20 protein-coding genes are annotated in these 22337 nt (G+C 72.2%); 12 read left to right on the top strand and 8 right to left on the bottom strand.

The features are described 5' to 3' along the window. Positions 1–36 precede the first annotated feature (36 nt). Positions 37–1023, bottom strand: a complete 987-nt coding sequence (gene corA, locus AC3EUV_RS12070; protein WP_432144878.1) for a magnesium/cobalt transporter CorA — start codon at positions 1021–1023, stop codon at positions 37–39. A gap of 89 nt (positions 1024–1112) precedes the next feature. Here corA and AC3EUV_RS12065 point away from each other — a divergent pair, with 89 nt between their 5' ends. From AC3EUV_RS12065 to mshC, 4 genes are all read left to right on the top strand, one after another. Then, the gene (locus tag AC3EUV_RS12065) at positions 1113–1811 is read left to right on the top strand and encodes a histidine phosphatase family protein (RefSeq protein WP_432144838.1); all 699 of its coding nucleotides are present in this window, start codon (positions 1113–1115) and stop codon (positions 1809–1811) included. Positions 1812–1931: 120 nt separating this feature from the next. Continuing rightward, entirely contained in the window at positions 1932–2522 is a 591-nt protein-coding gene (locus AC3EUV_RS12060; RefSeq protein WP_129247423.1) for a DUF3090 domain-containing protein, read from the top strand. A 5-nt stretch (positions 2523–2527) separates the two neighbouring features. Next, the gene (locus tag AC3EUV_RS12055; protein WP_435602841.1) at positions 2528–3412 is read left to right on the top strand and encodes an SCO1664 family protein; all 885 of its coding nucleotides are present in this window, start codon (positions 2528–2530) and stop codon (positions 3410–3412) included. A 127-nt stretch (positions 3413–3539) separates the two neighbouring features. Further along, positions 3540–4769, top strand: coding sequence for a cysteine--1-D-myo-inosityl 2-amino-2-deoxy-alpha-D-glucopyranoside ligase (mshC, locus tag AC3EUV_RS12050; RefSeq protein ID WP_435602840.1), 1230 nt, complete (start codon positions 3540–3542; stop codon positions 4767–4769). 192 nt (positions 4770–4961) lie between these two features. Here mshC and AC3EUV_RS12045 read toward each other — a convergent pair whose 3' ends face one another. After that, the gene (locus tag AC3EUV_RS12045; RefSeq protein WP_432144835.1) at positions 4962–6080 is read right to left on the bottom strand and encodes a PAC2 family protein; all 1119 of its coding nucleotides are present in this window, start codon (positions 6078–6080) and stop codon (positions 4962–4964) included. Between the two features lie 261 nt (positions 6081–6341). On the opposite strand from AC3EUV_RS12045, the gene AC3EUV_RS12040 reads away from it, so the two are divergent. The 8 genes from AC3EUV_RS12040 (at position 6342) to AC3EUV_RS12005 (ending at position 15030) form a co-directional block, all read left to right on the top strand. Next, positions 6342–7685, top strand: coding sequence for an enolase C-terminal domain-like protein (locus tag AC3EUV_RS12040; RefSeq protein ID WP_435602839.1), 1344 nt, complete (start codon positions 6342–6344; stop codon positions 7683–7685). Next, a complete protein-coding gene (locus tag AC3EUV_RS12035) occupies positions 7682–8479 on the top strand; it encodes an SDR family NAD(P)-dependent oxidoreductase (RefSeq protein ID WP_435602838.1) in 798 nt (265 codons plus the stop codon). Before AC3EUV_RS12040 ends, AC3EUV_RS12035 begins: the two co-directional genes overlap by 4 nt. A 55-nt stretch (positions 8480–8534) precedes the next feature. Continuing rightward, complete coding sequence (locus tag AC3EUV_RS12030) at positions 8535–9566, top strand: sugar ABC transporter substrate-binding protein (RefSeq protein ID WP_432144832.1); 1032 nt, start codon at positions 8535–8537, stop codon at positions 9564–9566. Between the two features lie 4 nt (positions 9567–9570). Then, positions 9571–11166: a sugar ABC transporter ATP-binding protein gene (locus AC3EUV_RS12025; protein WP_435602837.1), complete on the top strand. Its 1596-nt coding sequence runs from the start codon at positions 9571–9573 to the stop codon at positions 11164–11166. Next, on the top strand, positions 11163–12197 hold the full coding sequence (locus tag AC3EUV_RS12020; RefSeq protein ID WP_435602836.1) for an ABC transporter permease: 1035 nt from the start codon (positions 11163–11165) through the stop codon (positions 12195–12197). Before AC3EUV_RS12025 ends, AC3EUV_RS12020 begins: the two co-directional genes overlap by 4 nt. A 9-nt stretch (positions 12198–12206) precedes the next feature. After that, a complete protein-coding gene (locus tag AC3EUV_RS12015; RefSeq protein ID WP_435602835.1) occupies positions 12207–13208 on the top strand; it encodes an aldo/keto reductase in 1002 nt (333 codons plus the stop codon). A gap of 22 nt (positions 13209–13230) precedes the next feature. Beyond that, positions 13231–14088, top strand: a complete 858-nt coding sequence (locus tag AC3EUV_RS12010) for an amidohydrolase family protein (RefSeq protein WP_432144828.1) — start codon at positions 13231–13233, stop codon at positions 14086–14088. A gap of 156 nt (positions 14089–14244) precedes the next feature. Beyond that, complete coding sequence (locus AC3EUV_RS12005; protein WP_432144827.1) at positions 14245–15030, top strand: SDR family NAD(P)-dependent oxidoreductase; 786 nt, start codon at positions 14245–14247, stop codon at positions 15028–15030. 115 nt (positions 15031–15145) lie between these two features. Here the strand turns inward: AC3EUV_RS12005 and AC3EUV_RS12000 are convergent, their stop codons facing one another. From AC3EUV_RS12000 to AC3EUV_RS11975, 6 genes are all read right to left on the bottom strand, one after another. Then, positions 15146–15817, bottom strand: a complete 672-nt coding sequence (locus tag AC3EUV_RS12000) for a FadR/GntR family transcriptional regulator (RefSeq protein WP_432144826.1) — start codon at positions 15815–15817, stop codon at positions 15146–15148. 60 nt (positions 15818–15877) lie between these two features. Then, entirely contained in the window at positions 15878–16924 is a 1047-nt protein-coding gene (locus AC3EUV_RS11995; RefSeq protein WP_435602834.1) for a glycoside hydrolase family 18 protein, read from the bottom strand. 224 nt (positions 16925–17148) lie between these two features. Continuing rightward, complete coding sequence (locus AC3EUV_RS11990; protein ID WP_432144824.1) at positions 17149–18753, bottom strand: glycerol-3-phosphate dehydrogenase/oxidase; 1605 nt, start codon at positions 18751–18753, stop codon at positions 17149–17151. Positions 18754–18755: 2 nt separating this feature from the next. Beyond that, positions 18756–20318, bottom strand: coding sequence for a glycerol kinase GlpK (gene glpK / locus AC3EUV_RS11985; RefSeq protein ID WP_432144823.1), 1563 nt, complete (start codon positions 20316–20318; stop codon positions 18756–18758). Positions 20319–20367: 49 nt separating this feature from the next. Further along, on the bottom strand, positions 20368–21156 hold the full coding sequence (locus tag AC3EUV_RS11980; RefSeq protein ID WP_435602833.1) for an MIP/aquaporin family protein: 789 nt from the start codon (positions 21154–21156) through the stop codon (positions 20368–20370). Between the two features lie 229 nt (positions 21157–21385). Then, positions 21386–22150, bottom strand: coding sequence for an IclR family transcriptional regulator (locus tag AC3EUV_RS11975; protein ID WP_432144821.1), 765 nt, complete (start codon positions 22148–22150; stop codon positions 21386–21388). Between the last annotated feature and the right edge of the window lie 187 nt (positions 22151–22337).

The following is a 22337-nucleotide window of genomic DNA, read 5'->3' as shown; positions in this document are numbered from 1 at the left end:
GCACGGCCCGGACCGCCCCCGGCCGCGGAACCGGCGTCAGAGCCAGCCGCGGCGCTTGAACAGCCGGTACAGCGACACCTCGATGATGATCATCACTCCCAGGATCACCGGGTACCCCAGATCCCACTTCAGCTCCGGCATGGTGTCGAAGTTCATGCCGTAGACACCGGCGATCAGGGTGGGCACGGCCGCCAGCGCCGCCCAGGCCGAGATCTTGCGCATGTCGTCGTTCTGCCGTACGCCCATCTGCGCCAGGTGGGCGGAGAGAATGTCCGACAACAGCCGGTCCAGGCCCTCCACCGACTCGTTGGCGCGGGTGAGATGGTCGTCGACATCGCGGAAGAACGGCCGGGCGTGCGCGTGCACGAAGGGCACCCCGGGGTTCTGGAGCCGGGCCATCGGTTCCGCCAACGGGCCGGTCGCCCGGCGGAATTCGAGCACCTCGCGCTTGAACGCGTAGATCTCGGCGGCGGTGTTCCGGGTGTCCCGGCCGCGTACCGGAGCGAATACCTCCGCCTCCAACTCCTCCAGATCCAGCTGGAGTTCGGCGGCCACGTCGATGTAGTGGTCCACCACCGCGTCACTGACCGCGTACAGCACCGCCCCCGGGCCGTGCCGCAGGATCTCCGGATGCTCCTCCAGCCGGTGCCGCACCGCCGCCAGCGGGCTGGCCTCACCGTGCCGGACGGTGACGACGAACGAGTCGCCCACGAACACCATCAGCTCCGACGCGGTCACCGTGTCCGCCTGGTCGTCGTAGGTGACCGGTTTCAGCACCATGAACAGCGAGTCGTCGTAGACCTCCAGCTTGGGCCGCTGATGCGCCTTGAGCGCGTCCTCGACGGCCAGCGGGTGCAGCGCGAATTCGGACCGGACGCGCGCGAACTCCTCCTCCGTCGGCTCGTACATCCCCAGCCACAGGAAGGAGTGCCCCTCGGCCCGCGCCTCTTCCAGGGCGTGCGAGAAGTCGGTCGTGCACTCGGTGCGACGGCCCTCCCGGTAGATGGCGCTGTCGACGATCACACCGGCATTCTCGCGCGTCGCCCGGCCACCCGCCAGGAAGCGCACGGCCACCTGCCGGGAAGGCATACGGGGAACGTAGGGTGGCGGTCATGCCCACGCTGATCCTGGTGCGGCACGGCCGCTCCACCGCCAATACCGCCGGGGTGCTCGCAGGGCGGGCGCCCGGAGTCGCGCTCGACGAGCGCGGCGCGGCCCAGTCCGCCGAGCTGCCCGCACGGCTGGCACGGGTGCCGCTGACCGCCGTCGTCTCCAGCCCGCTCCAGCGCTGCCGGGAGACCCTGGCGCCGCTGCTGGAGGCCCGGCCGTGGCTCACGCTGCACCTTGACGACCGGATCAACGAATGCGACTACGGCGAGTGGTCGGGCCGGAAACTCGCCGAACTCGGCGACGAGCCGCTGATGGAGATCGTCCAGCAGCACCCGTCCGCGGCCGCCTTCCCCGGCGGGGAGTCGATGCGCGCGATGCAGGCCCGCGCGGTGGACGCGGTACGGGACTGGAACGCCCGGATCGAGGAGGCGCACGGCCCCGAGGCGACCTACGCCATGTGCTCGCACGGCGACATCATCAAGTCCCTGGTCGCCGACGCCCTGGGCATGCACCTCGACCTCTTTCAGCGGATTTCCGTCGAGCCCTGTTCGGTCACCGCGATCCGCTACACCCGGCTGCGCCCCTACCTCGTCCGGCTCGGGGACACCGGTGACTTCGGATCGCTCGCGCCCCGGGAGGAAGGCGGTGCCGCGGCGGCCGAGCGGGACGCGGCAGTCGGCGGTGGTGCGGGAGCAGCGTGATCAGTCGGCGCAGTAGGGTGGTGCGACGGCGCTGCCCGCCACGCACCTGCGATCCGCGCAGTGACCGCAGGACGTGCAGCGACCGCAGTGACCCCGCAGTCGAGCAATCGGAGCAGGACGTTGTCCCGTCAGGTGTTCTTCTACGACGCGCCGGACCGCTTCGTGGCCGGTACGGTCGGGCTGCCTGGCCGCCGTAGCTTCTACCTCCAGGCCACCGCGGCCGGCCGCACCACCAGCGTCGCCCTGGAGAAGACCCAGGTCGCCGCCCTCGCCGAGCGGATCGACGAGCTGCTGGACGAGGTCGTCCGGCGCAGTGGCGGCAACGCCCCGGTGCCCGCGGTCTCGCCCGCCGAGCTGTCCGACACCGCGCCGCTGGAATCGCCGGTCGAGGAGGAGTTCCGGGTCGGCACGATGGCGCTCGCCTGGGACGGCGAGGACGAGCGGATGATCGTCGAAGCGCAGGCCCTGGTCGAGCTGGACGCGGACAGCGACGAGGACCTCGCGGACGCCGAGGAGCGGCTGCTCCAGGACGACGAGAACGGCCCCCCGATGCTGCGGGTGCGCCTCACCGGCACCATGGCCAGGGCGTTCGCCAAGCGGGCGCTGGAGGTCGTCAACGCCGGCCGCCCGCCGTGCCCGCTGTGCAGCCTGCCGCTCGACCCGGAGGGACACGTATGCCCGCGCCAGAACGGATACCGGCGGGACGCCTGAGCGCCATGGAGTCCGCCGCAGAGCCCGCCACGCCGCTGCCCGGCCCCGCCCGGGCGCAGGACCCGCCGGCCGCCGCGTCGGAGCCCGCCGGGAACCCGTCGGACGCGCTGCTCGCCGAAGGGGAGCTGACCGTCCGCGGCCGGATCGAGGAAGCGTCCAACGCGGTGCTGTACTGCACGGTCGCGTACGACGGTCAAAGCGCCGCCTGTGTCTACAAGCCGGTCGCCGGTGAGCGCCCGCTGTGGGACTTCCCCGACGGCACGCTCGCCCAGCGGGAGGTCGCCGCGTACGAGGTCTCCCGGGCCTGCGGCTGGGACCTGATCCCCCCGACGGTGCTGCGGGACGGCCCGTACGGGACCGGCATGGTCCAGGAGTGGATCGATCCGCCGGAGAGCAGCGACGAGGTGCCCGAGCTGCTGGCCTTGGTGGAGGACGAGGAGCCGGGGCCCGGCTGGAAGGCCGTCGGGCTCGCCCAGATCGGTGAGGGCCGCACCGCGCTGCTGGTGCACGCCGACCATCCGCGGCTGCGGCGGCTCGCGGTGCTCGACGCGGTGATCAACAACGGTGACCGCAAGGGCGGTCATCTGCTGCCCGGCGCCGGCGGGGAGTTCTTCGCCATCGATCACGGGGTGACGTTCAACGCCGAGGACAAGCTGCGCACGCTGCTGTGGGGGTGGGCGGGGGAGCCGCTGACCGACGAGACGCTGGAGGTCCTGCGGGGCCTGGAGCGGGCGCTGGCGGACGGCCGGCCGCTCGCCGCCCGACTGGCCGAACTGATCACGGACGCCGAGACCGAGGCGCTGCGGGCGCGGGTGGCGGGGCTGCTGCGCAGCGGCCGGCACCCGGAGCCGAGCGGCGAATGGCCCGCGACCCCCTGGCCGCCCGTCTGAGCCGTCGGGAATCCGTGCCGTGGCGACGGGGCGCATGCACGTACGGCCGTCGAACACAAGACCGCCTTTCCGGCCAGACCTCCGGTCCGGTTCGTATGCGGAACATCCGTCCGGTTACGCTCAAGGCATGCATGCATGGCCCGCTTCTGAGGTCCCCGCCCTGCCTGGCCAGGGCCGCGACCTGAGGATCCACGACACCGCGACCGGCGGACGGGTAACCCTCGACCCCGGTCCCGTCGCCCGTATCTACGTCTGCGGCATCACGCCCTACGACGCCACCCACATGGGGCACGCGGCGACCTACAACGCGTTCGACCTGGTTCAGCGCGTGTGGCTCGACACGAAGCGTCAGGTGCACTACGTACAGAACGTCACCGATGTCGACGATCCGCTGCTGGAGCGGGCCGTGGCCACCGGCGACGACTGGACGGCGCTCGCCGAACGCGAGACCGCCCTCTTCCGCGAGGACATGACGGCCCTGCGGATGCTGCCGCCCCGCCACTACATAGGCGCCGTCGAGTCGATACCCGGCATCGTCCCGCTGGTGGAGCGGCTGCGCGACGCCGGCGCCGCCTACGAGCTGGACGGTGACATCTACTTCTCGGTCGCCTCCGACCCGCACTTCGGCGAGGTCTCCGGGCTGGACGCCGAGGCGATGCGGCTGCTGTCCGCCGAGCGCGGCGGCGACCCGGAGCGCGAGGGCAAGAAGAACCCGCTCGACCCGATGCTGTGGATGGCCGCCCGGGACGGCGAGCCGAGCTGGGACGGGGCCTCGCTCGGCCGCGGCCGGCCCGGCTGGCACATCGAGTGTGTCGCCATCGCCCTGGACCACCTCGGCATGGGCTTCGACGTCCAGGGCGGCGGCTCCGACCTCGCCTTCCCGCACCACGAGATGGGCGCCTCGCACGCCCAGGCGCTCACCGGCGAGCACCCGTTCGCCAAGGCGTATGTGCACGCCGGGATGGTGGCCCTGAACGGCGAGAAGATGTCCAAGTCCAAGGGCAATCTGGTCTTCGTCTCCACGGTGCGGCGCGACGGCACCGACCCGGCCGCGATCCGGCTGGCGCTGCTCGCGCACCACTACCGGGCCGACTGGGAGTGGACCGACGCGGTGCTGGCGGAGGCCGAGGAGCGGCTGGCGCGCTGGCGGGCCGCCGTCTCCCGTCCTGACGGTCCGTCCGCCGACGCTCTCCTGGAGGAGATCCGTACGGCGCTCGCCGACGACCTGGACTCCCCGGCCGCCCTGGCGGCCGTGGACCGCTGGGCCGCCGCGCAGCAGGCCGAGGGCGGCACCGACGAGGGCGCCCCCGGTCTCGTCTCCCGCGCGGTCGACGCGCTGCTCGGCGTGGCCCTGTAACGACCCGTCATATCCGACCCTCAGGGGCGCTTCCGCCGGCCGGTGGAAGCGCCCCTTTCGCCTTACGGGGCCGGGGACTTAGGGCCCGGGAGGCGCGGGAGACCCGGGAGGCCCGGGAGGGGAAACGCCAGGGGCGCCGCACCGGCCCGCAGGCCGTCCGGCGCCCCACCGGGGAGCGGGTCCCCGGCGCGCTCAGCTTCCGCTGCTCTCCGGGCCGTCCTCCGGCCCCGGGGAGTCGGCCGGGTCCGTGCCGCCCGACGCATCCGGGCTCTCCGGCGTGCCGTTGCCCTTGGCCGTGTCCTTGGGTCCCGTCGCCGTCTCGTCGCCGGCCTTCGGCTCGCGGGGCTCCTTGGAGACCGGGCGGGGCGGACGGGTGCGGCCGCTGGTGGTGTCGCGGAGGTAGGAGCTGTCGCGGCCGTCGGCCAGCCCGCCCTCGGTCGCCACGCCCGGACCGGACTGCGGGTCGCGGCGGCGCAGATAGCGCTCGAACTCGCGGGCGATGGCCTCGCCGGACGCCTCGGGCAGATCCGCGGTGTCCCGCGCCTCCTCCAGCGACTGGACGTACTCGGCGACCTCGCTGTCCTCGGCGGCCAGTTGGTCCACGCCCAGCTGCCAGGCGCGGGCGTCCTCGGTCAGCTCGCCCAGCGGGATACGGACGTCGAGGAGGTCCTCCAGGCGGTTGAGCAGCGCGAGGCTGGCCTTCGGGTTGGGCGGCTGGGAGACATAGTGCGGCACCGCGGCCCACAGGCTCACCGCGGGGACACCGGCATGGGTGCACGCCTCCTGGAGGATGCCGACGATGCCCGTGGGGCCCTCGTAGCGGGACTCCTCCAGATCGAGCCGGGCGGCCAGGTCGGCGTCGGAGGTGACCCCGCTGACCGGCACCGGGCGGGTGTGCGGGGTGTCGCCGAGCAGCGAGCCCAGCACCACCAGCATCTCCACGCCCAACTCATGGGCGAAGCCGAGGATTTCGTTGCAGAACGAGCGCCAGCGCATGCTGGGCTCGATCCCGCGGACCAGGACGAGGTCGCGGGTGCGCCCCTTGCCGTTCGTGTCGCCGACGCGCACCACGGAGAGCCGGGTCGTCGGCCAGGTGATCTTGCGTACCCCGCCGTCCAGGAAGACGGTGGGACGGTTCACCTGGAAGTCGTAGTAGTCCTCCGCGTCCAGCGCGGCGAAGACCTCGCCCTTCCATTCCCGGTCGAGATGGGCGACCGCGGCGGAGGCGGCGTCGCCGGCGTCGTTCCAGCCTTCGAACGCGGCCACCATGACCGGGTCGATCAGCTCGGGTACCCCCTCGAGCTCGATCACCCAGCGCCTCCTTCCGACCGGCCCGGCCGCCTGGGGCGGCCGCCGGCAGCAGTTCCATTACGTGCGATCCCAAGACTACGGCTTCCGTGGTGCCGGTCCGTAGCCCCTTTGCAGGAAGCGGTAGCGATTCATCCGACCTGTCCCGAGGGTCGTTGGCTCAACTTCCGTACGGGGTCTGGACGCGGTCTTACGCGCGGGTCTATACATCGGATGTCCGTCAAAGGTCCGATGTTCTTCCGCAACATCCCAGGGGGCATGCGCATGGCAGGGACCGGCACCATCACCGAGCTCGAGGTCCACGACGTCCGCTTCCCCACCTCGGAGCGGCTCGACGGCTCGGACGCCATGAACCCGGACCCCGACTACTCCGCCGCCTACGCCGTCCTGCACACCGGCGGCGGACCGCAGGGCCACGGCCTCTGCTTCACCATCGGGCGCGGCAACGAGGTCATGGCCGCCGCGATCCGGTCCCTCGCGCCCTACGTCGTCGGCCGCCCCGCCCCCGCCACCGCCGCCGATCTCGCCGCCCTGCACCACGACCTCACCCACGACTCCCAGCTGCGCTGGCTCGGCCCCGAGAAGGGGGTGATGCAGATGGCGGCCGGGGCGCTGGTCAACGCCGCCTGGGACCTGGCTGCGCGCCGGGCCGGGCTCCCGGTGTGGGAGTTCCTCGCCGCGCTGACCCCCGAGGAACTGGTCTCGCTCGTCGACTTCCGCTACCTCTCCGACGCCCTGACCCCGGACGAGGCGCTGGCCCTGCTGCGCGCCGCCGAACCCGGCCGCGCCACCCGGGCCGCCCGCCTCAAGGCCGAGGGCTACCCCGCGTACACCACCTCGCCCGGCTGGCTCGGCTACGACGACGGCAAGCTGGTGCGGCTGGCCAAGGAAGCGGTGGCCGACGGTTTCGGCCAGATCAAGCTGAAAGTGGGCGCCGACCTCGACGCCGACAAACGGCGGCTGCGGCTGGCCAGGGAAGCGGTCGGCCCCGGCGTACGGATCGCCGTCGACGCCAACCAGCGTTGGGACGTGGCCGAAGCGGTCCGCTGGATGACCGCGCTGGCGCCCTGGACCCCGCACTGGATCGAGGAGCCGACCAGCCCCGACGACGTCCTCGGGCATGCCGCGGTGCGCTCCGGGCAGCCCGTGAAGGTCGCCACCGGTGAGCATGTCGCCAACCGGGTGGTCTTCAAACAGCTGCTCCAGGCGGGCGCCGTGGACTTCGTACAGATCGACGCGGCCCGGGTCGCCGGGGTCAACGAGAACCTCGCGATCCTGCTGCTGGCCGCGAAGTACGGGGTACCGGTGTGCCCGCACGCGGGCGGGGTGGGGCTGTGCGAGCTGGTGCAGCATCTGGCGATGTTCGACTACGTGGCGGTGTCCGGGAGTTGGGAGGACCGGGTCATCGAGTACGTCGACCATCTGCACGACCACTTCAGCGACCCCGTCGTCATCGACCGCGGCCGCTACCGCGCCCCGACCGCGCCCGGCTTCTCGGCCCGGATGAAACCCGGGTCGCTCGCCGCACACCGCTTCCCCGACGGGCCCGTGTGGCGCGCCCGTCAGCAGCCGCGGCGCCCGCACGGCGAACAGGAGGTCTCCGTATGAGCGACGGACCGCGGACCGGCCACCACCCGGCCGACTTCGAGGGGATGGCCGCCCTCGTCACCGGCGGCTGCTCCGGCATCGGGGCGGCCACCGCCGCGCTGCTGCTGGCGCGCGGCGCGCGGGTCGCCGTCCTGGACCGGGACCCGGCCGGCGCGCCCGCCGGGGCGATCCCGGTCACCGCCGATGTGACCTCCGACGCCGCCGTACGGGCCGCCGTCGCCGAGGCGGTGGGGGAGCTGGGCGCCCTGCACACCCTTGTCGGCAACGCCGGGACCGGCGCCATCGGCACCGTCGAGGACAACGACGACGCGGAGTGGAGCCGGGTCCTGGACGTCAATGTGCTGGGCCTGGTGCGCACCGCCCGTGCCGCGCTGCCGGCCCTGCGCCGCACCGCGGCCGGCGCCCCGGGCCGGGTCTCCATCACCCACACCTGCTCCATCGCCGCCACCGCGGGCCTGCCACAGCGCGCGCTGTACAGCGCCAGCAAGGGCGCGGTGCTCTCGCTGACCCTCGCGATGGCCGCCGACCACCTCCGCGAGGGCATCCGCGTCAACTGCGTCAACCCGGGCACCGCCGACACCCCGTGGATCGGCCGCCTGCTGGACCACGCCGACGACCCGGCCGCCGAACGCGCCGCCCTCAACGCCCGTCAGCCGATGGGCCGGATGCTGACGGCGGACGAAGTGGCCGCCGCCATCGCCTCGCTGGCGTCCCCGTCCGCCTCCGGCATCACCGGCACGGCACTCGCGGTGGACGGCGGGATGCAGGGCGTGCGTTTGCGGGGTGACACGTGAACCGGGCTGTCGGGGAGAGCCGTAGGAGCCGCACACCACGACCGAGGGACCAAGCATGAGATTGCGTACCACCGGCGCGGCGGCCTGTGCCGCGGTGCTCGCCATCGCCGCGCTCGCCGGCTGCAACCGCGGCGGCGACACCGCGGGCGGCAGGATCGGCATCGATCTGCCCCGTACGGACACCGACTTCTGGAACTCCTACCAGCAGTACCTGGAAAGGGACCTGGACCACGGCGGGCCGGGCGCGCTGCCGCTGTCCAACTCGCAGAACGACATCGCCAAGGTCGTCTCCAATGTGCAGGCACTGACCGACCAGGGCGCCAGAGCGATCGTCATGGCACCGCAGGACACCGGCGCCATCGCCGCCGAGCTGCAACGGCTGGCGGAGAAGAAGATCCCGGTGGTCAGCGTGGACACCCGCCCCGACGAGGGCAAGGTCTACATGGTCGTACGCGCCGACAACCGCGCCTACGGCGAGAAGTCCTGCGACTACCTCGGCAGGAAGCTGGGCGGCAAGGGCCGGGTCGCCGAACTCCAGGGCGACCTCAGCTCGATCAACGGGCGGGACCGCTCGGAGGCGTTCGCCGCCTGTATGAAGAAGAAGTTCCCGAAGATCACCGTGCATGAGCTGGCCACGGACTGGAAGGGCGAGGTCGCTTCCGGCAAGCTCCAGAGCCTGCTCGCCCAGCACCCGGACCTCGACGGGATCTACATGCAGGCCGGCGGCGCCTTCCTCCGGCCCACGCTCGCCCTCCTGGAGCAGAAGAAGCGGCTCGCACCGGCCGGCTCCGACGGGCACATCACCATCATCTCCAACGATGGCATCCCGGACGAACTGGACGCGATCCGGGCCGGCACGATCGACGCCACCCTCTCCCAGCCCGCCGACCTCTACGCCAAGTACGCGCTCTACTACGCCAGGGCGGGCCTGGACGGCAAGACCTTCCGGCCGGGGCCGACCGATCACGGCTCCACCATCGTGAAGATCAAGAACGGTCTGGAGGACCAGCTGCCGGCGCCGCTGGTCACCAAGGACACCGTCGACGACAAGAAGCTGTGGGCCAACCAGCCGGCGAAGAAGAAGTAGCGCCGTGGCGAGCCATGAGCGGGCGGCGGCAGTGCACGCCGAGGGGATCGTCAAGCGCTACGGGCCCACCGTCGCCCTCGACGGCGCCCGGCTGACCGTACGGCCCGGCGAGGCGCACGCCCTCGTCGGCCGCAACGGCGCCGGCAAATCCACCCTGGTGTCCGTGCTGACCGGCATGGAACGCCCGGACGCCGGCCGGGTCACCTTCGGCGGCGCACCGGCGCCCGGCTGGGGCGACACCGCCGCCTGGCAGCGCAAGGTCGCCTGCGTCTACCAGAAGTCGATGACCGTGCCGGAGCTGACCGTCGCGGAGAACCTCTACCTGGGCCGCTTCCAGGGCACCCGGACCATCCGCTGGCGGGCGCTGCACACCCGTGCCCGCGCGCTGCTCGCCGAATACGGCGTCGAGGTCGACACCGCCGCCCGGATCCGGGATCTCGGCGTCGAGCAGCGGCAGTTCGTGGAGATCGCCCGCGCGCTGTCCTGCGGCGCCCGGCTGATCATCCTCGACGAGCCCACCGCCCGGCTCGACGCGGGCGGCATCGACCGGCTCTTCGCCAAACTGCGCGGGCTGCGCGCCCAGGGCGTGGCCTTCCTGTTCATCTCGCACCACCTCCAGGAGGTCCACGAGCTCTGTGACACCGTCACCGTCTTCCGCGACGCCCGGCAGGTGCTGACCGCGCCGGTCCCCGGGCTGGCCAAGGAGGCACTGGTGGCGGCGATGACGGGGGAGGAGACGGCCGCCGTACGGAAGCCCCGGACGGGCGCGCGTCCCACGGGCGAGCCGGTGCTGCGGACCGAAGCCCTGGCGCTGGACGGGCATTTCGCGCCGCTCGACCTGACCGTACGGGCCGGTGAAGTGGTCGGGCTCGCGGGTGCCACGGCCGGCGGGAGCACCGCGATCGGCGAGACCCTGGTGGGGCTGCGGACGCCGGACGCGGGGCGGATCGCGGTGCGCGGCCGCCCGGTCCGTACGGGCAGCGTCCCGCACGCCCTCGACGCCGGCATCGGCTATGTCCCCGAGGACCGGCACCGCGAGGGGCTGATCCCGGGCCGCAGCGTCGCCGAGAACGCCACCCTCACCGTCACCGGCCGGCTCGGGCCGATGGGCACCGTACTGCCCTCCCGGACCCGGGCGTTCGCCCGGCGGATGATCGCGGCGCTCGACATCCGGACCACCGGGCCCGGCCAGCCGGTGTCCGGGCTCTCCGGCGGCAATCAGCAGAAGGTCGTGATCGCCCGCGCGCTGGCCCGTGAGCCCGCGGTGCTGATCGCGATCCGGCCCACCAACGGCGTCGACGTCAAGTCCAAGGACGCGCTGCTGGGGGTCGTACGGGAGGTCGCGGACGGCGGCAGCGGCGCCGTGATCGTCTCCGACGAGCTGGACGACCTACGGGTCTGCGACCGGGTACTGGCCGTCTTCCACGGCCGGGTGACCGCCGAATTCCCGGCCGGCTGGCGCGACCACGAACTGGTCGCCGCCATGGAGGGGGTGGCTGTCGCCGGCCGTACGACGGGCGGCCCGCCCGGCGCGGGCGGCGGCCGGGACGCCGCACCGGGCCCACGGACCACGCAAGGAACGGAAGGGACCGCGCCATGACCGAGACCGCAACGCCGCCGGCCGCCGACGCGGTGGACCGGCCGCCGCCGCGCCGCCGGCCCTGGACCGGGCCGGCCCGGTGGCGGGACTTCTCCCTGGTGCCGGTGATCTTCGTACTGGGCGTCATCGGCTTCATCGTGTCGCCCGCGTTCCTCACCCAGGACAACCTCATCGGCGTCATCCAGCAGTCCACGGAACTGGGCCTGCTGGTGCTCGGCGAGGCGCTGATCCTCATCACCGGGCGGATGGATCTCTCGCTGGAATCGACCATCGGCCTGGCGCCGGTGCTCGCCCTGTGGCTGGTGATGCCCGCCGACGGCACCCGCTTCGCCGGGCTGGAGCTCTTCCCGGCCTGGACGGCGCTCCCGCTCTGTCTGGCCGTGGGCGCGGCGGTCGGCGCCGTCAACGGCTTTCTCATGCTCACCCTGCGGGTCAATGGCTTCATCGCCACCCTCGGCATGCTCACCATGCTCCGCGGGCTGCATGTGGGGCTCTCCGAGGGCCGGTCCATCGGCGACGTTCCGGAGTCCTTCGCCTATCTGGGCAAGGCCGACTGGCTGGGCGTGCCGGCCGCCGTCTGGATCTGCCTCGCCCTCTTCGCGCTCGGCGGCGCGGCCCTGGGCTATCTCCGGCACGGGCGGGCGCTGTACGCCATCGGAGGCAATCCGGAGGCGGCCCGCGCGGCCGGTATCCGGGTGGACCGCCTCACCTGGATCGTGCTGGCCCTGGCCGGGGTGCTCGCCGCCTTCGCCGGGATTCTCTACACCGGCCACTACGGCGCGGTCTCCGCGAGCCAGGGCAACGGCTGGATCTTCCAGGTCTTCGCCGCCGCGGTGATCGGCGGGATCGGGCTCAAGGGCGGCCGGGGCACCCTCTTCGGCGCGCTCACCGGCGTCCTGACGCTCCAGCTGGTGATCAATGTGATGACGCTGGGCGGGGTGCCACCGCTGTGGACCCAGTTCCTCAACGGCATGATCATCATCGTCGCGCTGGTCATCTCCCGCTTCACCAGCGGCGAGAAGCAGGACTGAGCGGCCGCCATGCGCTATCCGCCGTACGGGCCACGGGAGTTGGGGCGCTCGGGCGTCACCGTCCCGCCACTGGGGCTGGGCTGTGCGCCGCTCGGCAACCTCTACCGCGCCGTCCCGGAGGCGCGGGCCCGCGAGGTCGTCCGCACCGCCCTCGCCACCGGCGCCGGCTACTTCGACACCGCGCCCCACTACGGCGTGGGCCTGTCCGAGGAGCGCCTGGGCCGGGCACTGCGCGGCCACGACCGCACCACCTACACCCTCTCCACCAAGGTCGGCCGTCGGCTGCGCCCGCTCGCCCCGGGGGAGCGGGCGGCGGGCGAGGGCTTCGTGGACACCCCCGCGCGGGCCCGGGTGTGGGACCTCTCCCGCGACGGTATCCGGGCCACGCTCGACGCGTCGCTGACCCGGCTCGGGGTGGACGCCGTCGACATCGTCTATCTGCACGACGTCGAGGACCGGCTGCCCGAGGTGTACGAGACCGGCTTCCCCGCCCTCGCCGAGCTGCGCGCCCAGGGAGTGGTCCGGGCCATCGGGTTCGGCATGAACCACAGCGACGTACTGGCCCGCCTGGTCGCCGACCTCGATGTCGATGTGGTGCTGTGCGCCGGCCGCTGGACCCTGCTGGAGCGCACCGCCCTGGACGATCTGCTGCCGGTCTGCGCACGCCGCGGCACCTCGGTGGTCGTCGGTGGCGTCTACAACTCCGGCCTGCTGGCCGACCCGTCACCCGGTGCGCCCTACAACTACGCAGCGGCGCCCGGCCCGGTGCTCGACCGGGCGCGTCAACTTGCGTCCGTCTGCGCGGAGTTCGATGTGCCGCTCAAAGCGGCGGCGCTCCGCTTCCCCTTCGGGCACCGTGCCGTCGCCGCGGCCGTGGTGGGAGCCGCTGCACCGGACGAAGTGGCCGAGAACGCACGGCTGTTCACCCATGACATCCCCGACCGGCTGTGGCATACGCTCGTCGCCCGCGGCCTGCTCGACCCCGATCTGCCGCTGCCCCTGAACGACTGAGCGAGCCCGGAGCACGCCCCTGATGCGTATCGACGCCCATCACCACCTGTGGGACCTCAGCCGGCGCGAACAGCCCTGGATGGACGGGCCCTGGGCCGACCCGATCCGCCGCAGCTACCGCCTCTGCGACCTCACCCCGCAGCTGACCGGGCACGGCATCGACGGCACCCTCCTCGTCCAGTCGTCGTCCTCGTACGAGGAGACCGCCGAACTGCTCACCGTCGCCGCGGGGGAGGGCCCGGTCACCGGCGTCATCGGCTGGGCCGACCTGCGCGACCCGGCGCTCGCCGAGGTCCTCGCGGCGCTGCCCGCCGGTCTGGTGGGCATCCGGCACCAGGTGCAGGACGAACCGGACCCCGACTGGCTCACCCGCCCCGACGTGCTGCGCGGCCTCGCGGTCCTGGCCGACGCCGGGCTGGTCTACGACCTGCTGGTCACCCCGCGCGAACTGCCCGCCGCACACACCGCGGTACGCGCCCTGCCCCAGCTGGCCTTCGTACTGGACCATGCCGCCAAACCGCCGGTCGTCACGGGGGAGTGGCAGCCGTGGGCGGACGCCGTCACCGCCCTCGCCGCGCTGCCGAACGTCAGCTGCAAACTGTCCGGCCTGGTCACCGAGGCCGACTGGGACGCCTGGCGGCCGCAGCAGATCCTGCCCTACGCCCGGCACGTCCTGGACGCCTTCGGCCCCGGCCGGGTGCTGTTCGGCTCCGACTGGCCGGTGTGCACCCTGGCCGCCGGTTACGAGGACGTGGTGGCGCTCGCGGAGGCGGCCACCGGGCAGCTGTCGGCTGCGGAACGGTCGGACGTCTTCGGGGGGACCGCCGGGCGGGTCTACGGGGTCGGGGAGCCGTCGGAGGCGGAGCCGCCCGGCCGCTGACGTGGCGTCCGGATTCCGCCAGCTCCGGCGCCCGCCGCGCCGGAAGATCGAGTCGTACCGCGGAGAAACCCCCGCGACACGGTGCGGCCCCTACGGAAGCCACGGCATTCCGCACGGCCGCGCCCGACCACGGACGACTCGACGAAGGTGATGACGATGACGGCGACGGTGCTGACGGAGACGACGGCGGCGGCGAACGGCCCCCGGCCGCTCGCCGGCAAGGCGGCCCTGGTGACCGGCGGCAGCCGGGGGATCGGCCGGGCGATCGCGCTGCGGCTGGCCGCCGACGGCGCGGCGGTGGCCCTGACCTTCCGGAACGGGCACGAGCAGGCCGGCCAGGTGGTCAAGGAGATCGAGCGGGCCGGCGGGCAGGGCTGGGCGGTACGGGCCGACAGCGGGGACGCGGAAGAGATCCGGGCTTCGGTGGCCGGCGCCGTCGACCGGTTCGGGCGGCTGGACATCCTGGTGAACAACGCGGGCATCGGCGTGATCGGACCGTTCGAGGGCATCTCGCTCGACGATGTCGACCGGGTGCTGTGGACCAATGTCCGGGCGCCGTTCCTGGCGGCGCAGGCCGCGGCGGTGCATCTGACCGAGGGCGGGCGGATCATCTCCATCGGCAGTTGTATGGCCGAGCGGGTCGCCTTCCCCGGCGGCACCCTCTACGCCACCAGCAAGGCCGCGCTCACCGGCCTGACCAAGACCCTTGCCAAGGAGCTGGGGCCGCGCGGCATCACCGCCAACCTCGTGCACCCGGGCCCGATCGACACCGATATGAACCCCGCCGACGGCGAGAGCGCGGCGATGCAGGCCGGGCTCACCGCGCTGGGTGCCTACGGCCGGGCCTCGGATGTCGCGGCGACCGTGGCCCATCTGGCGGGCCACGGCGGGCGGTACATCACGGGCGCCTCGATCGCGGTGGACGGCGGCTTCGCGGCCTGACCCCGGGCGCGGCGGCGGGCACCGGCCGGACGCTTTGCCGGCCTGCCGTGCCTGGCCACGCGGTGCCCGGCCGGAGGCGGTGCCGGCCGGGCCCGGCCCCGTAGGCCGGCCGGCCTCACAGCGAGGAGCGCAGCCACTGCTCCACGCTCGCGATGTGCACGGTCGCCCAGGCCCGCGCCGCCTCCGCGTCCCGGTCGCGCAGCGCACCGAGGATCGCCCGGTGCTCGGTCAGGGTGCGGGCCACCGCGTCCTTCTGCGTCAGCCCCCGCCAGACCCGGGCCCGGGTGGTCGGGCCGGACAGTCCGTCCAGCAGCGAGCAGAGCACGGAGTTGCCGGACGCCGCCACGATCCCCCGGTGGAACTCCAGATCGCAGGCGACCAGATCCTCGACCGAGGGGCTCGGCCCCAGCGCGTCCAACTGGGCCTCCAGGGAGTCCAGTTCCGCTGTCCCGATCCGGCCGGCCGCCATCGCCGTGGCGGCCGGCTCCAGGATGCGGCGGACGGCGAGGAACTCCAGCACCGTGTCGTCGCGGTGGAAGTCCACCACGAAACTCATGGCCTCCAGCAGGAGTTGCGGATCGAGGCTGGTGACGTAGGTGCCGTCGCCCTGGCGCACGTCCAGGATGCGGATGAGGGAGAGCGCCCGCACCGCCTCGCGCAGGGAGTTGCGGGACAGTCCGAGGTCGGCCGCCAGCTCGCTCTCCTTCGGCAGCCGGTCGCCCGGCCGCAGCGCCCCGGAGACGATCATGCCCTTGATCTTCTCGATGGCCTCGTCGGTGACCGCCATGCCGACCTCCCCGCTGGACCCGCCCGGATACCGCCCAGACATCCGATGTCTGGCCGCCCATTATGACCGGTGACGCCGTCCCCAGCCCGTCCCGTACGCGGCCCAGTCCTCGTCCGTGGCGGCGAAGTCGACATACAGCGCCATTCCGAACCGCCGACGGCCCGGGTCCGCACGGGTCAGCCCCAGACGTATGCCCCGCACCGCGGCCCGTACCGTCTCCGCCGAGGCGTGATGGCCGATGCTCTCGGTGTGGAAGAACGGCAGCCCCATCAGCAGATCGGTGTGCGGCCCCGCCGCCGCCAGCGCCAGCCGGGTCTGCTGGGCCACATAACCGCCGTAGAGGCTCTCGGCCGGCAGCCCGGTGTCGTACGACATCAGGGCGATCTGGTCGACCCGGCGCGCCACCTGCCCGAAGAACCGCTGGGATATCCATTTGCGGTGGCCCGTCAGCGCCCCGCTGACCGCGTGCAGTCCGGGCAGCGGGTCGATCTGGTGGACGGCGACGGAGAGCACCGCACCCCGGCCCCGGACCACGGGCCCGAGCCGGTCCAGCAGCCGCAGATAGTCGGCATTGCCGGAGTGCAGCGGCTCCAGATCGAGATGGACCCCGGCGAACCCGGCCGCCAGCACCTGACGGGCGCTCGCCACGATCGCCGCACGGGCCGAGGCGTCCGACAGCCGGAGCCCGCCGTGCTCGCCCGGCCCATAGACCAGCCGGTCACCCAGCCAGGCATGCACCCGCACCGACGGCAGCGCGCGGTGCAGCGCGGAGATCAGCCGGCCGGCCTGAGGATGGGCCTTGCGGGCCGGAGGCAGGGTGCCGTCGTGCTCCAACGGCCCGGCGTGGACGTACAGATCACGGATGCCGGTGCCCTGGACACGGCGGCGCAGCGCCGCCACGTCGGAGGCGTCCCGCCGGCCGTCGACCCAGGCATGCCCGAGCCAGAGCGCGTCACGCCCGCGGGTCCTGGCCTCCGGAGCGGCCTCGCCCGCGTACTGGGCGCGCAGTGCCGTCCCCGCCAGCGTCACCGGCAGCACGATCAGCACCGCGACCGTCCAGGCCGCCCACTTCACCGCCCGCCGCCCTCGTGGCCACGCCCGCGTCATCCCCCGCCATTGCATTCCGGATCCCCCCGGTTGATTCCCGGCTCACATCATCGCAGCCGCCACTGACAGTCACCGCCGGCGGCCGCCCCGCCCCTGCTGCGCATGCGGAAACGGCGATGGGGCGGCCCCGTGGACCGCCCCATCGTCACTCACCGCGCACGCCGTGGCGTGCCGTCAGCCGCTCTCGGCCGTTCTCAGCCGCTCTCGGCCGTGCTGTGCCGGCGTCAGCCCGCCAGCATGTCCTTCACCTTGGCCCGGACGTCCTCCGTGTCGAGGCCCCGGATCATCAGGGTCGTACGGCGGCGCAGCACATCGTCGACCGTCTCGGCCCACTCGTGGTCGCGGGCGTAGGCGACCTGCGCCCAGATCTCCGGGGCGTCGGGGTGGATGCGCTCGGCCAGCGCCGGGTTGTCGTTCGCCAGCCGGGCGATGTCGAAGGACAGCGAGCCGTAGTGGGTGGCGAGGTGCCGGGCGGTCTCCGGGGCCATCCGCGGGCCGGGCGTACCGCCGTCGACCAGCAGCCGGTGCGCGACCGCGTTCGGGTTGGCGATACCGGGCAGCGGGAGCTTCTTCGGCAGATGCGCGATCGGCTCCATGTCCTCGGCCAGCGGGTGGCCGGGCAGCGCGGCGAGCTTGTTCATGACCGTACGGCCGATGTGCCGGAAGGTCGTCCACTTGCCGCCGGCGACCGACAGCATGCCGCCGCTGCCCTCGGTGACGACCGTCTCGCGCTTGGCCTTGGAGGTGTCGCCGGGGCCGCCGGGCAGCACCCGCAGACCCGCGAAGGAGTAGGTGATCAGATCGCGCGACAGCTGCTGGTCACGGACGGAGAAGGCGGCCTCGTCCAGGATCTGGGCGGTGTCCTTCTCGGTGACCGCGACATCCGCCGGGTCGCCCTCGAACTCCTCGTCCGTGGTGCCCAGCAGCAGCATGTCCTCCCAGGGGAGGGCGAAGGTGATGCGGTACTTGTCGATCGGGGTGGCCAGCGCCGCCTTCCAGGGCGCGGTCCGCTTGAGGACCAGGTGGGCGCCCTTCGACAGCCGGATGGAGGGGGCCGCGTTCGGGTCCTCCATCTTGCGCAGGTGGTCCACCCACGGGCCGGTGGCGTTGAGCACCAGGCGGGCGTTGACGCCGAACTCCGCACCCTCCACACGGTCCTTGAGCTCCGCACCGGTGACCCGGCCCTGGGTGAAGCGCAGCCCGGTGACCTCGGCGTGGTTGAGGACCGTGGCGCCGGCCGCGGCCGCCGCGCGGACGGTCATCAGGGCCATCCGGGAGTCGTTCATCTGGTCGTCGCCGTACACGGCCACGGCCTTGAGGTTGTCCGTCCGCAGCTCCGGCACGTCGCGCTGCGCCTTGGCCGGGGATATGACATGGCCGACGCCGTCGCCGAACGCGGACAGCGCCGAGTAGGCGAAGACACCCGCGCCCAGCTTGGCCGCGCCGTGCGGGCCGCCCTTGTAGACGGGCAGGTAGAAGGTCAGGGGGTTGGCGAGGTGCGGTGCCACCTGACGGGACACCGCACGCCGCTCGAAGTGGTTCTCCGCGACCAGCTTGACCGCGCCGGTCTGGAGGTAACGCAGACCGCCGTGCAGCAGCTTGGAGGAGGCGGAGGAGGTGGCGCCGGCGAAGTCACCGGCGTCCACCAGTGCCACCCGCAGCCCGGCCTGTGCGGCGTGCCAGGCCGTGGAGATGCCCAGGATGCCGCCGCCGATCACCAGGAGGTCGTACGTCGCCTGGGAAAGCTGCTCCCGGGTCTCGGCACGGCTCGCGTGCGAACCACTGGCCGGGTGCGTCCCGAGTGCCGGGACGCTCTGCAGGGTGCTCATGTTTACTCCTCGTCCTCGATCCAGCCCATGGTCCGCTCGACGGCCTTGAGCCAGCTCTTGTACTCGCGGTCACGGGTGGCCGCATCCATCCGGGGGGTCCACTCGGCGGCCCGGCGCCAGTTGGCGCGCAGTTCGTCGGTGCTGGACCAGAAGCCGACGGCCAGTCCGGCCGCGTAGGCAGCGCCGAGGCAGGTGGTCTCGGCGACCATCGGGCGCACCACAGGGGCGTCCAGGAAGTCCGAGATGGTCTGCATCAGCAGGTTGTTGGAGGTCATTCCGCCGTCGACCTTGAGCGCGGTCAGCTCGACGCCGGAGTCCTTGGTCATGGCGTCGGTGATCTCGCGGGTCTGCCAGGCGGTGGCCTCGAGCACGGCACGCGCGATGTGCGCCTTGGTGACATAGCGGGTCAGGCCCGCGATGACGCCGCGCGCGTCCGAGCGCCAGTAGGGGGCGAACAGGCCGGAGAAGGCCGGCACGAAGTACGCGCCGCCGTTGTCCTCGACCGTGCTGGCCAGGGTCTCGATCTCGGCCGCGCTGTTGATGAGCCCCATCTGGTCGCGCATCCACTGGACGAGCGAACCGGTGACGGCGATGGAGCCTTCCAGGGCGTAGACCGGCTCCTGGTCCCCGATGCGGTAGCCGACCGTGGTCAGCAGACCGTTGTACGAGTTGACCGGCTCGTGGCCGGTGTTCATCAGCATGAAGGTGCCGGTGCCGTACGTGGACTTGGCCTCGCCCTGCTCGAAGCAGGTCTGGCCGAACAGCGCGGCCTGCTGGTCACCGAGCGCCGAGGCGACCGGGACGCCGGCCAGCACGCCGCCGGTGGCGCGGCCGTAGACCTCGGAGGAGGACTTGATCTCCGGCAGCACAGCGGCCGGGATGTCCATCGAGGCGAGGATCTTCTCGTCCCAGTGGAGGCCGTGCAGGTTCATCAGCATGGTGCGCGAGGCGTTGGTGACGTCGGTGACGTGCACGCCGCCGTCGACCCCGCCGGTCAGGTTCCAGATGACCCAGGAGTCCATGGTGCCGAAGAGGATGTCGCCGCGCTCGGCGCGCTCGCGCAGGCCCTCGACGTTGTCGAGCAGCCAGCGGATCTTCGGACCGGCGAAGTACGAGGCCAGCGGCAGACCGGTCTCGCGGCGGAAGCGGTCCTGGCCGACGTTGCGGCCGAGCTCCTTGCAGAGCGCGTCGGTGCGGGTGTCCTGCCAGACGATGGCGTTGTGGACCGGCTCACCGGTGGTCCGGTCCCACAGGACGGTGGTCTCGCGCTGGTTGGTGATACCGATCGCCTTGACGTCGGCGGCGGTGAGCCCGGCCTTGTGGACGGCGCTGTCGACGACCTGCTGGACGTTGGTCCAGATCTCGGTGGCGTCGTGCTCCACCCAGCCCGGCTTCGGGAAGATCTGCTCGTGCTCCTTCTGGTCGACCGAGACGATCCGGCCGTCCTTGTCGAAGACGATGCAGCGGCTGGAGGTGGTGCCCTGGTCGATGGCCGCGATGAACGGGCCGTGCCCGTGGGAGGAAGTGCCGTGGCCGTGCGAGGAGGTGCTGGGGGTGTCGCTCATGGGTTGCTCCAAGAAGTCTGTGCGGGCGGAGACGGGTCGGTCCGGCGGCTCAGGCGAACGCCAGCTGGTAGATGCCTCCGGCGAGGGCACCGCCGATGAGCGGGCCGACGACCGGAATCCAGGCGTAGCCCCAGTCTGAACCGCCCTTGTTCCGCAGCGGCAGAAGTGCGTGCACGATGCGCGGACCGAGGTCACGGACCGGGTTGATGGCGTACCCGGTCGGGCCGCCCAGCGACAGACCGATGCCGGTGACGACCAGCGCGACCAGGAGCGTGCCGATGACGCCGACGCCCTTGCCGTTGTCGCTCAGACCGAGCGTGAGGATCGACAGCACGAGTACGACGGTGGCGACGATCTCGGTGAGCAGGTTCTGCGCCACGTTCCGGATCTCCGGACCGGTGGAGAAGATGCCCAGGACCGGTCCGGCCTTCGGCGCGGCCGACTGGTCGACCAGGCCCTCCTCGCTGGTGTGGTCGGCCAGGACCTCGGGGTCACTCAGATGGGCCTGGAACTGCCCCATGTAGGTGATCCACACCAGGACCGCGCCGATCATGGCGCCGAGCATCTCGCCGCCGACATAGACGGGCACCTGGTTCCACTCGATGCCGCCCTGAATGGCGATGCCGATGGTGACCGCGGGGTTGAGGTGTGCGCCGGACTTCGCGGCGATGTAGGCACCCGTGAGGACGGCGAAGCCCCACCCGAAGGCGATGGCGACCCATCCGGCGTTGAACGCCTTGGAGCGCTTGAACGTAACGGCGGCACAGACGCCGCCACCCATCAAAAGCAGAACAGCGGTACCGATGGTCTCGCTGATGAAGATGTCGGAGCTGGACACCCGCGACTCCTTTGTCCTTCGTCCAGGGGAAGACGAACCCCGGGTCCCGTCCGGTGGTCCGCACCCTCCTAGAGGGCGGTGGTCGGCCCGCGGCAATGCCCCACCATAGCGAATATTGCCGTTAGGTGTTCGACAATGCCGACCGACGAACGGCAGTTTTGTTCACCGGTAGAACCCCGTCAAGGGTTCCGTGGCGAAAAACTTAGGTGAACTTAACGGGCGAATCCGGTCAGAATCGCCCTGCACCAAGATCACGGGACACCGCCCGTGCGCAATCCCTCACAGCAGCGATGATTTCCGGCCGCAGCTCGCCGTCCTGGCACACCCGTTCCACCGCCCCCGTGACCCCCACCGCGCCCACCGGCATCCGCCGCCGGTCGTGGATCGGCGCGGCCACCGAGGCCACGCCCTCCCAGGTCTCCTCCACGTCCGCCGCCCAGCCGCGCGCCCGGGTCAGGTCCAGCAGCCCCTCGATGTCCCCCAGGCCGGTCACGGTGCGCGGGGTGATCGCCTCCCGCTCCGCCTCGACGACCTCGCTGTGCGCGACCGGGTCGTACGCGCACAGCACCTTGCCCAGTGAGGTGCTGTGCAACGGGTGCATCGCGCCCACCTCCAGCACCTGCCGGCTGTCGTCCGGCCGGAAGACGTGGTGGACGATCAGCACGCCCTGCTGGTGCAGGACACCCAGATAGACCGCCTCACCGCTGGAGCGGGCCAGGTCGTCGGTCCATACGAGGGCGCGGGCGCGCAGCTCGTGCACGTCCAGGTAGCTGTTGCCCAGCCGGAGCAGCTCCGCGCCCAGCTGGTAGCGGCCGGAGGCGGCGTCCTGCTCGACGAAGCCCTCCTGCTGGAGCGTGCGCAGGATTCCGTGCGCGGTGCCCTTCGCCAGCCCCAGTGAGGAGGAGATGTCGGAGAGCCCCAGCCGCCGTTCCCCTCCTGCGAGCAGCCGCAGCATCGCTGCGGCGCGCTCCAGCGACTGGATGGTGCGTGCCATCGGGCAACCTCCGAAGTGTGCGGTTCGACAATGCTGAACGATATCGGTCCATGCCGACTGAAGTCAGCGATCTGCAGTTTCTTGATAAACGCACCGGAGTCTGCCAACGATCACGGATAGTGCAGGCAGGGGGGTGGAGTGGTGCTGTCCAGGGCGTGAAACGGGGAACACGTGTACCGGACCGGCA

It is taken from the genome of Streptomyces sp. bgisy130, from assembly GCF_057708345.1.
The sequence above is the reverse complement of the archived record's forward strand: the minus strand, read 5'-3'. Positions and strand labels throughout refer to the sequence as shown.

What these genes read in the sequence shown, in the direction of transcription:
- AC3EUV_RS12065 (WP_432144838.1), top strand. Translation starts at nt 1,113, where the DNA reads ATGCCCACGCTGATCCTGGTGCGGCACGGCCGCTCCACCGCCAATACC.
- AC3EUV_RS12055 (WP_435602841.1), top strand. Translation starts at nt 2,528, where the DNA reads ATGGAGTCCGCCGCAGAGCCCGCCACGCCGCTGCCCGGCCCCGCCCGG.
- mshC (WP_435602840.1), top strand. Translation starts at nt 3,540, where the DNA reads ATGCATGCATGGCCCGCTTCTGAGGTCCCCGCCCTGCCTGGCCAGGGC.
- AC3EUV_RS12040 (WP_435602839.1), top strand. Translation starts at nt 6,342, where the DNA reads ATGGCAGGGACCGGCACCATCACCGAGCTCGAGGTCCACGACGTCCGC.
- AC3EUV_RS12035 (WP_435602838.1), top strand. Translation starts at nt 7,682, where the DNA reads ATGAGCGACGGACCGCGGACCGGCCACCACCCGGCCGACTTCGAGGGG.
- AC3EUV_RS12030 (WP_432144832.1), top strand. Translation starts at nt 8,535, where the DNA reads ATGAGATTGCGTACCACCGGCGCGGCGGCCTGTGCCGCGGTGCTCGCC.
- AC3EUV_RS12020 (WP_435602836.1), top strand. Translation starts at nt 11,163, where the DNA reads ATGACCGAGACCGCAACGCCGCCGGCCGCCGACGCGGTGGACCGGCCG.
- AC3EUV_RS12015 (WP_435602835.1), top strand. Translation starts at nt 12,207, where the DNA reads ATGCGCTATCCGCCGTACGGGCCACGGGAGTTGGGGCGCTCGGGCGTC.
- AC3EUV_RS12010 (WP_432144828.1), top strand. Translation starts at nt 13,231, where the DNA reads ATGCGTATCGACGCCCATCACCACCTGTGGGACCTCAGCCGGCGCGAA.
- AC3EUV_RS12005 (WP_432144827.1), top strand. Translation starts at nt 14,245, where the DNA reads ATGACGGCGACGGTGCTGACGGAGACGACGGCGGCGGCGAACGGCCCC.
- AC3EUV_RS12000 (WP_432144826.1), bottom strand. Translation starts at nt 15,817, where the DNA reads ATGGCGGTCACCGACGAGGCCATCGAGAAGATCAAGGGCATGATCGTC.
- AC3EUV_RS11995 (WP_435602834.1), bottom strand. Translation starts at nt 16,924, where the DNA reads ATGACGCGGGCGTGGCCACGAGGGCGGCGGGCGGTGAAGTGGGCGGCC.
- AC3EUV_RS11990 (WP_432144824.1), bottom strand. Translation starts at nt 18,753, where the DNA reads ATGAGCACCCTGCAGAGCGTCCCGGCACTCGGGACGCACCCGGCCAGT.
- glpK (WP_432144823.1), bottom strand. Translation starts at nt 20,318, where the DNA reads ATGAGCGACACCCCCAGCACCTCCTCGCACGGCCACGGCACTTCCTCC.
- AC3EUV_RS11975 (WP_432144821.1), bottom strand. Translation starts at nt 22,150, where the DNA reads ATGGCACGCACCATCCAGTCGCTGGAGCGCGCCGCAGCGATGCTGCGG.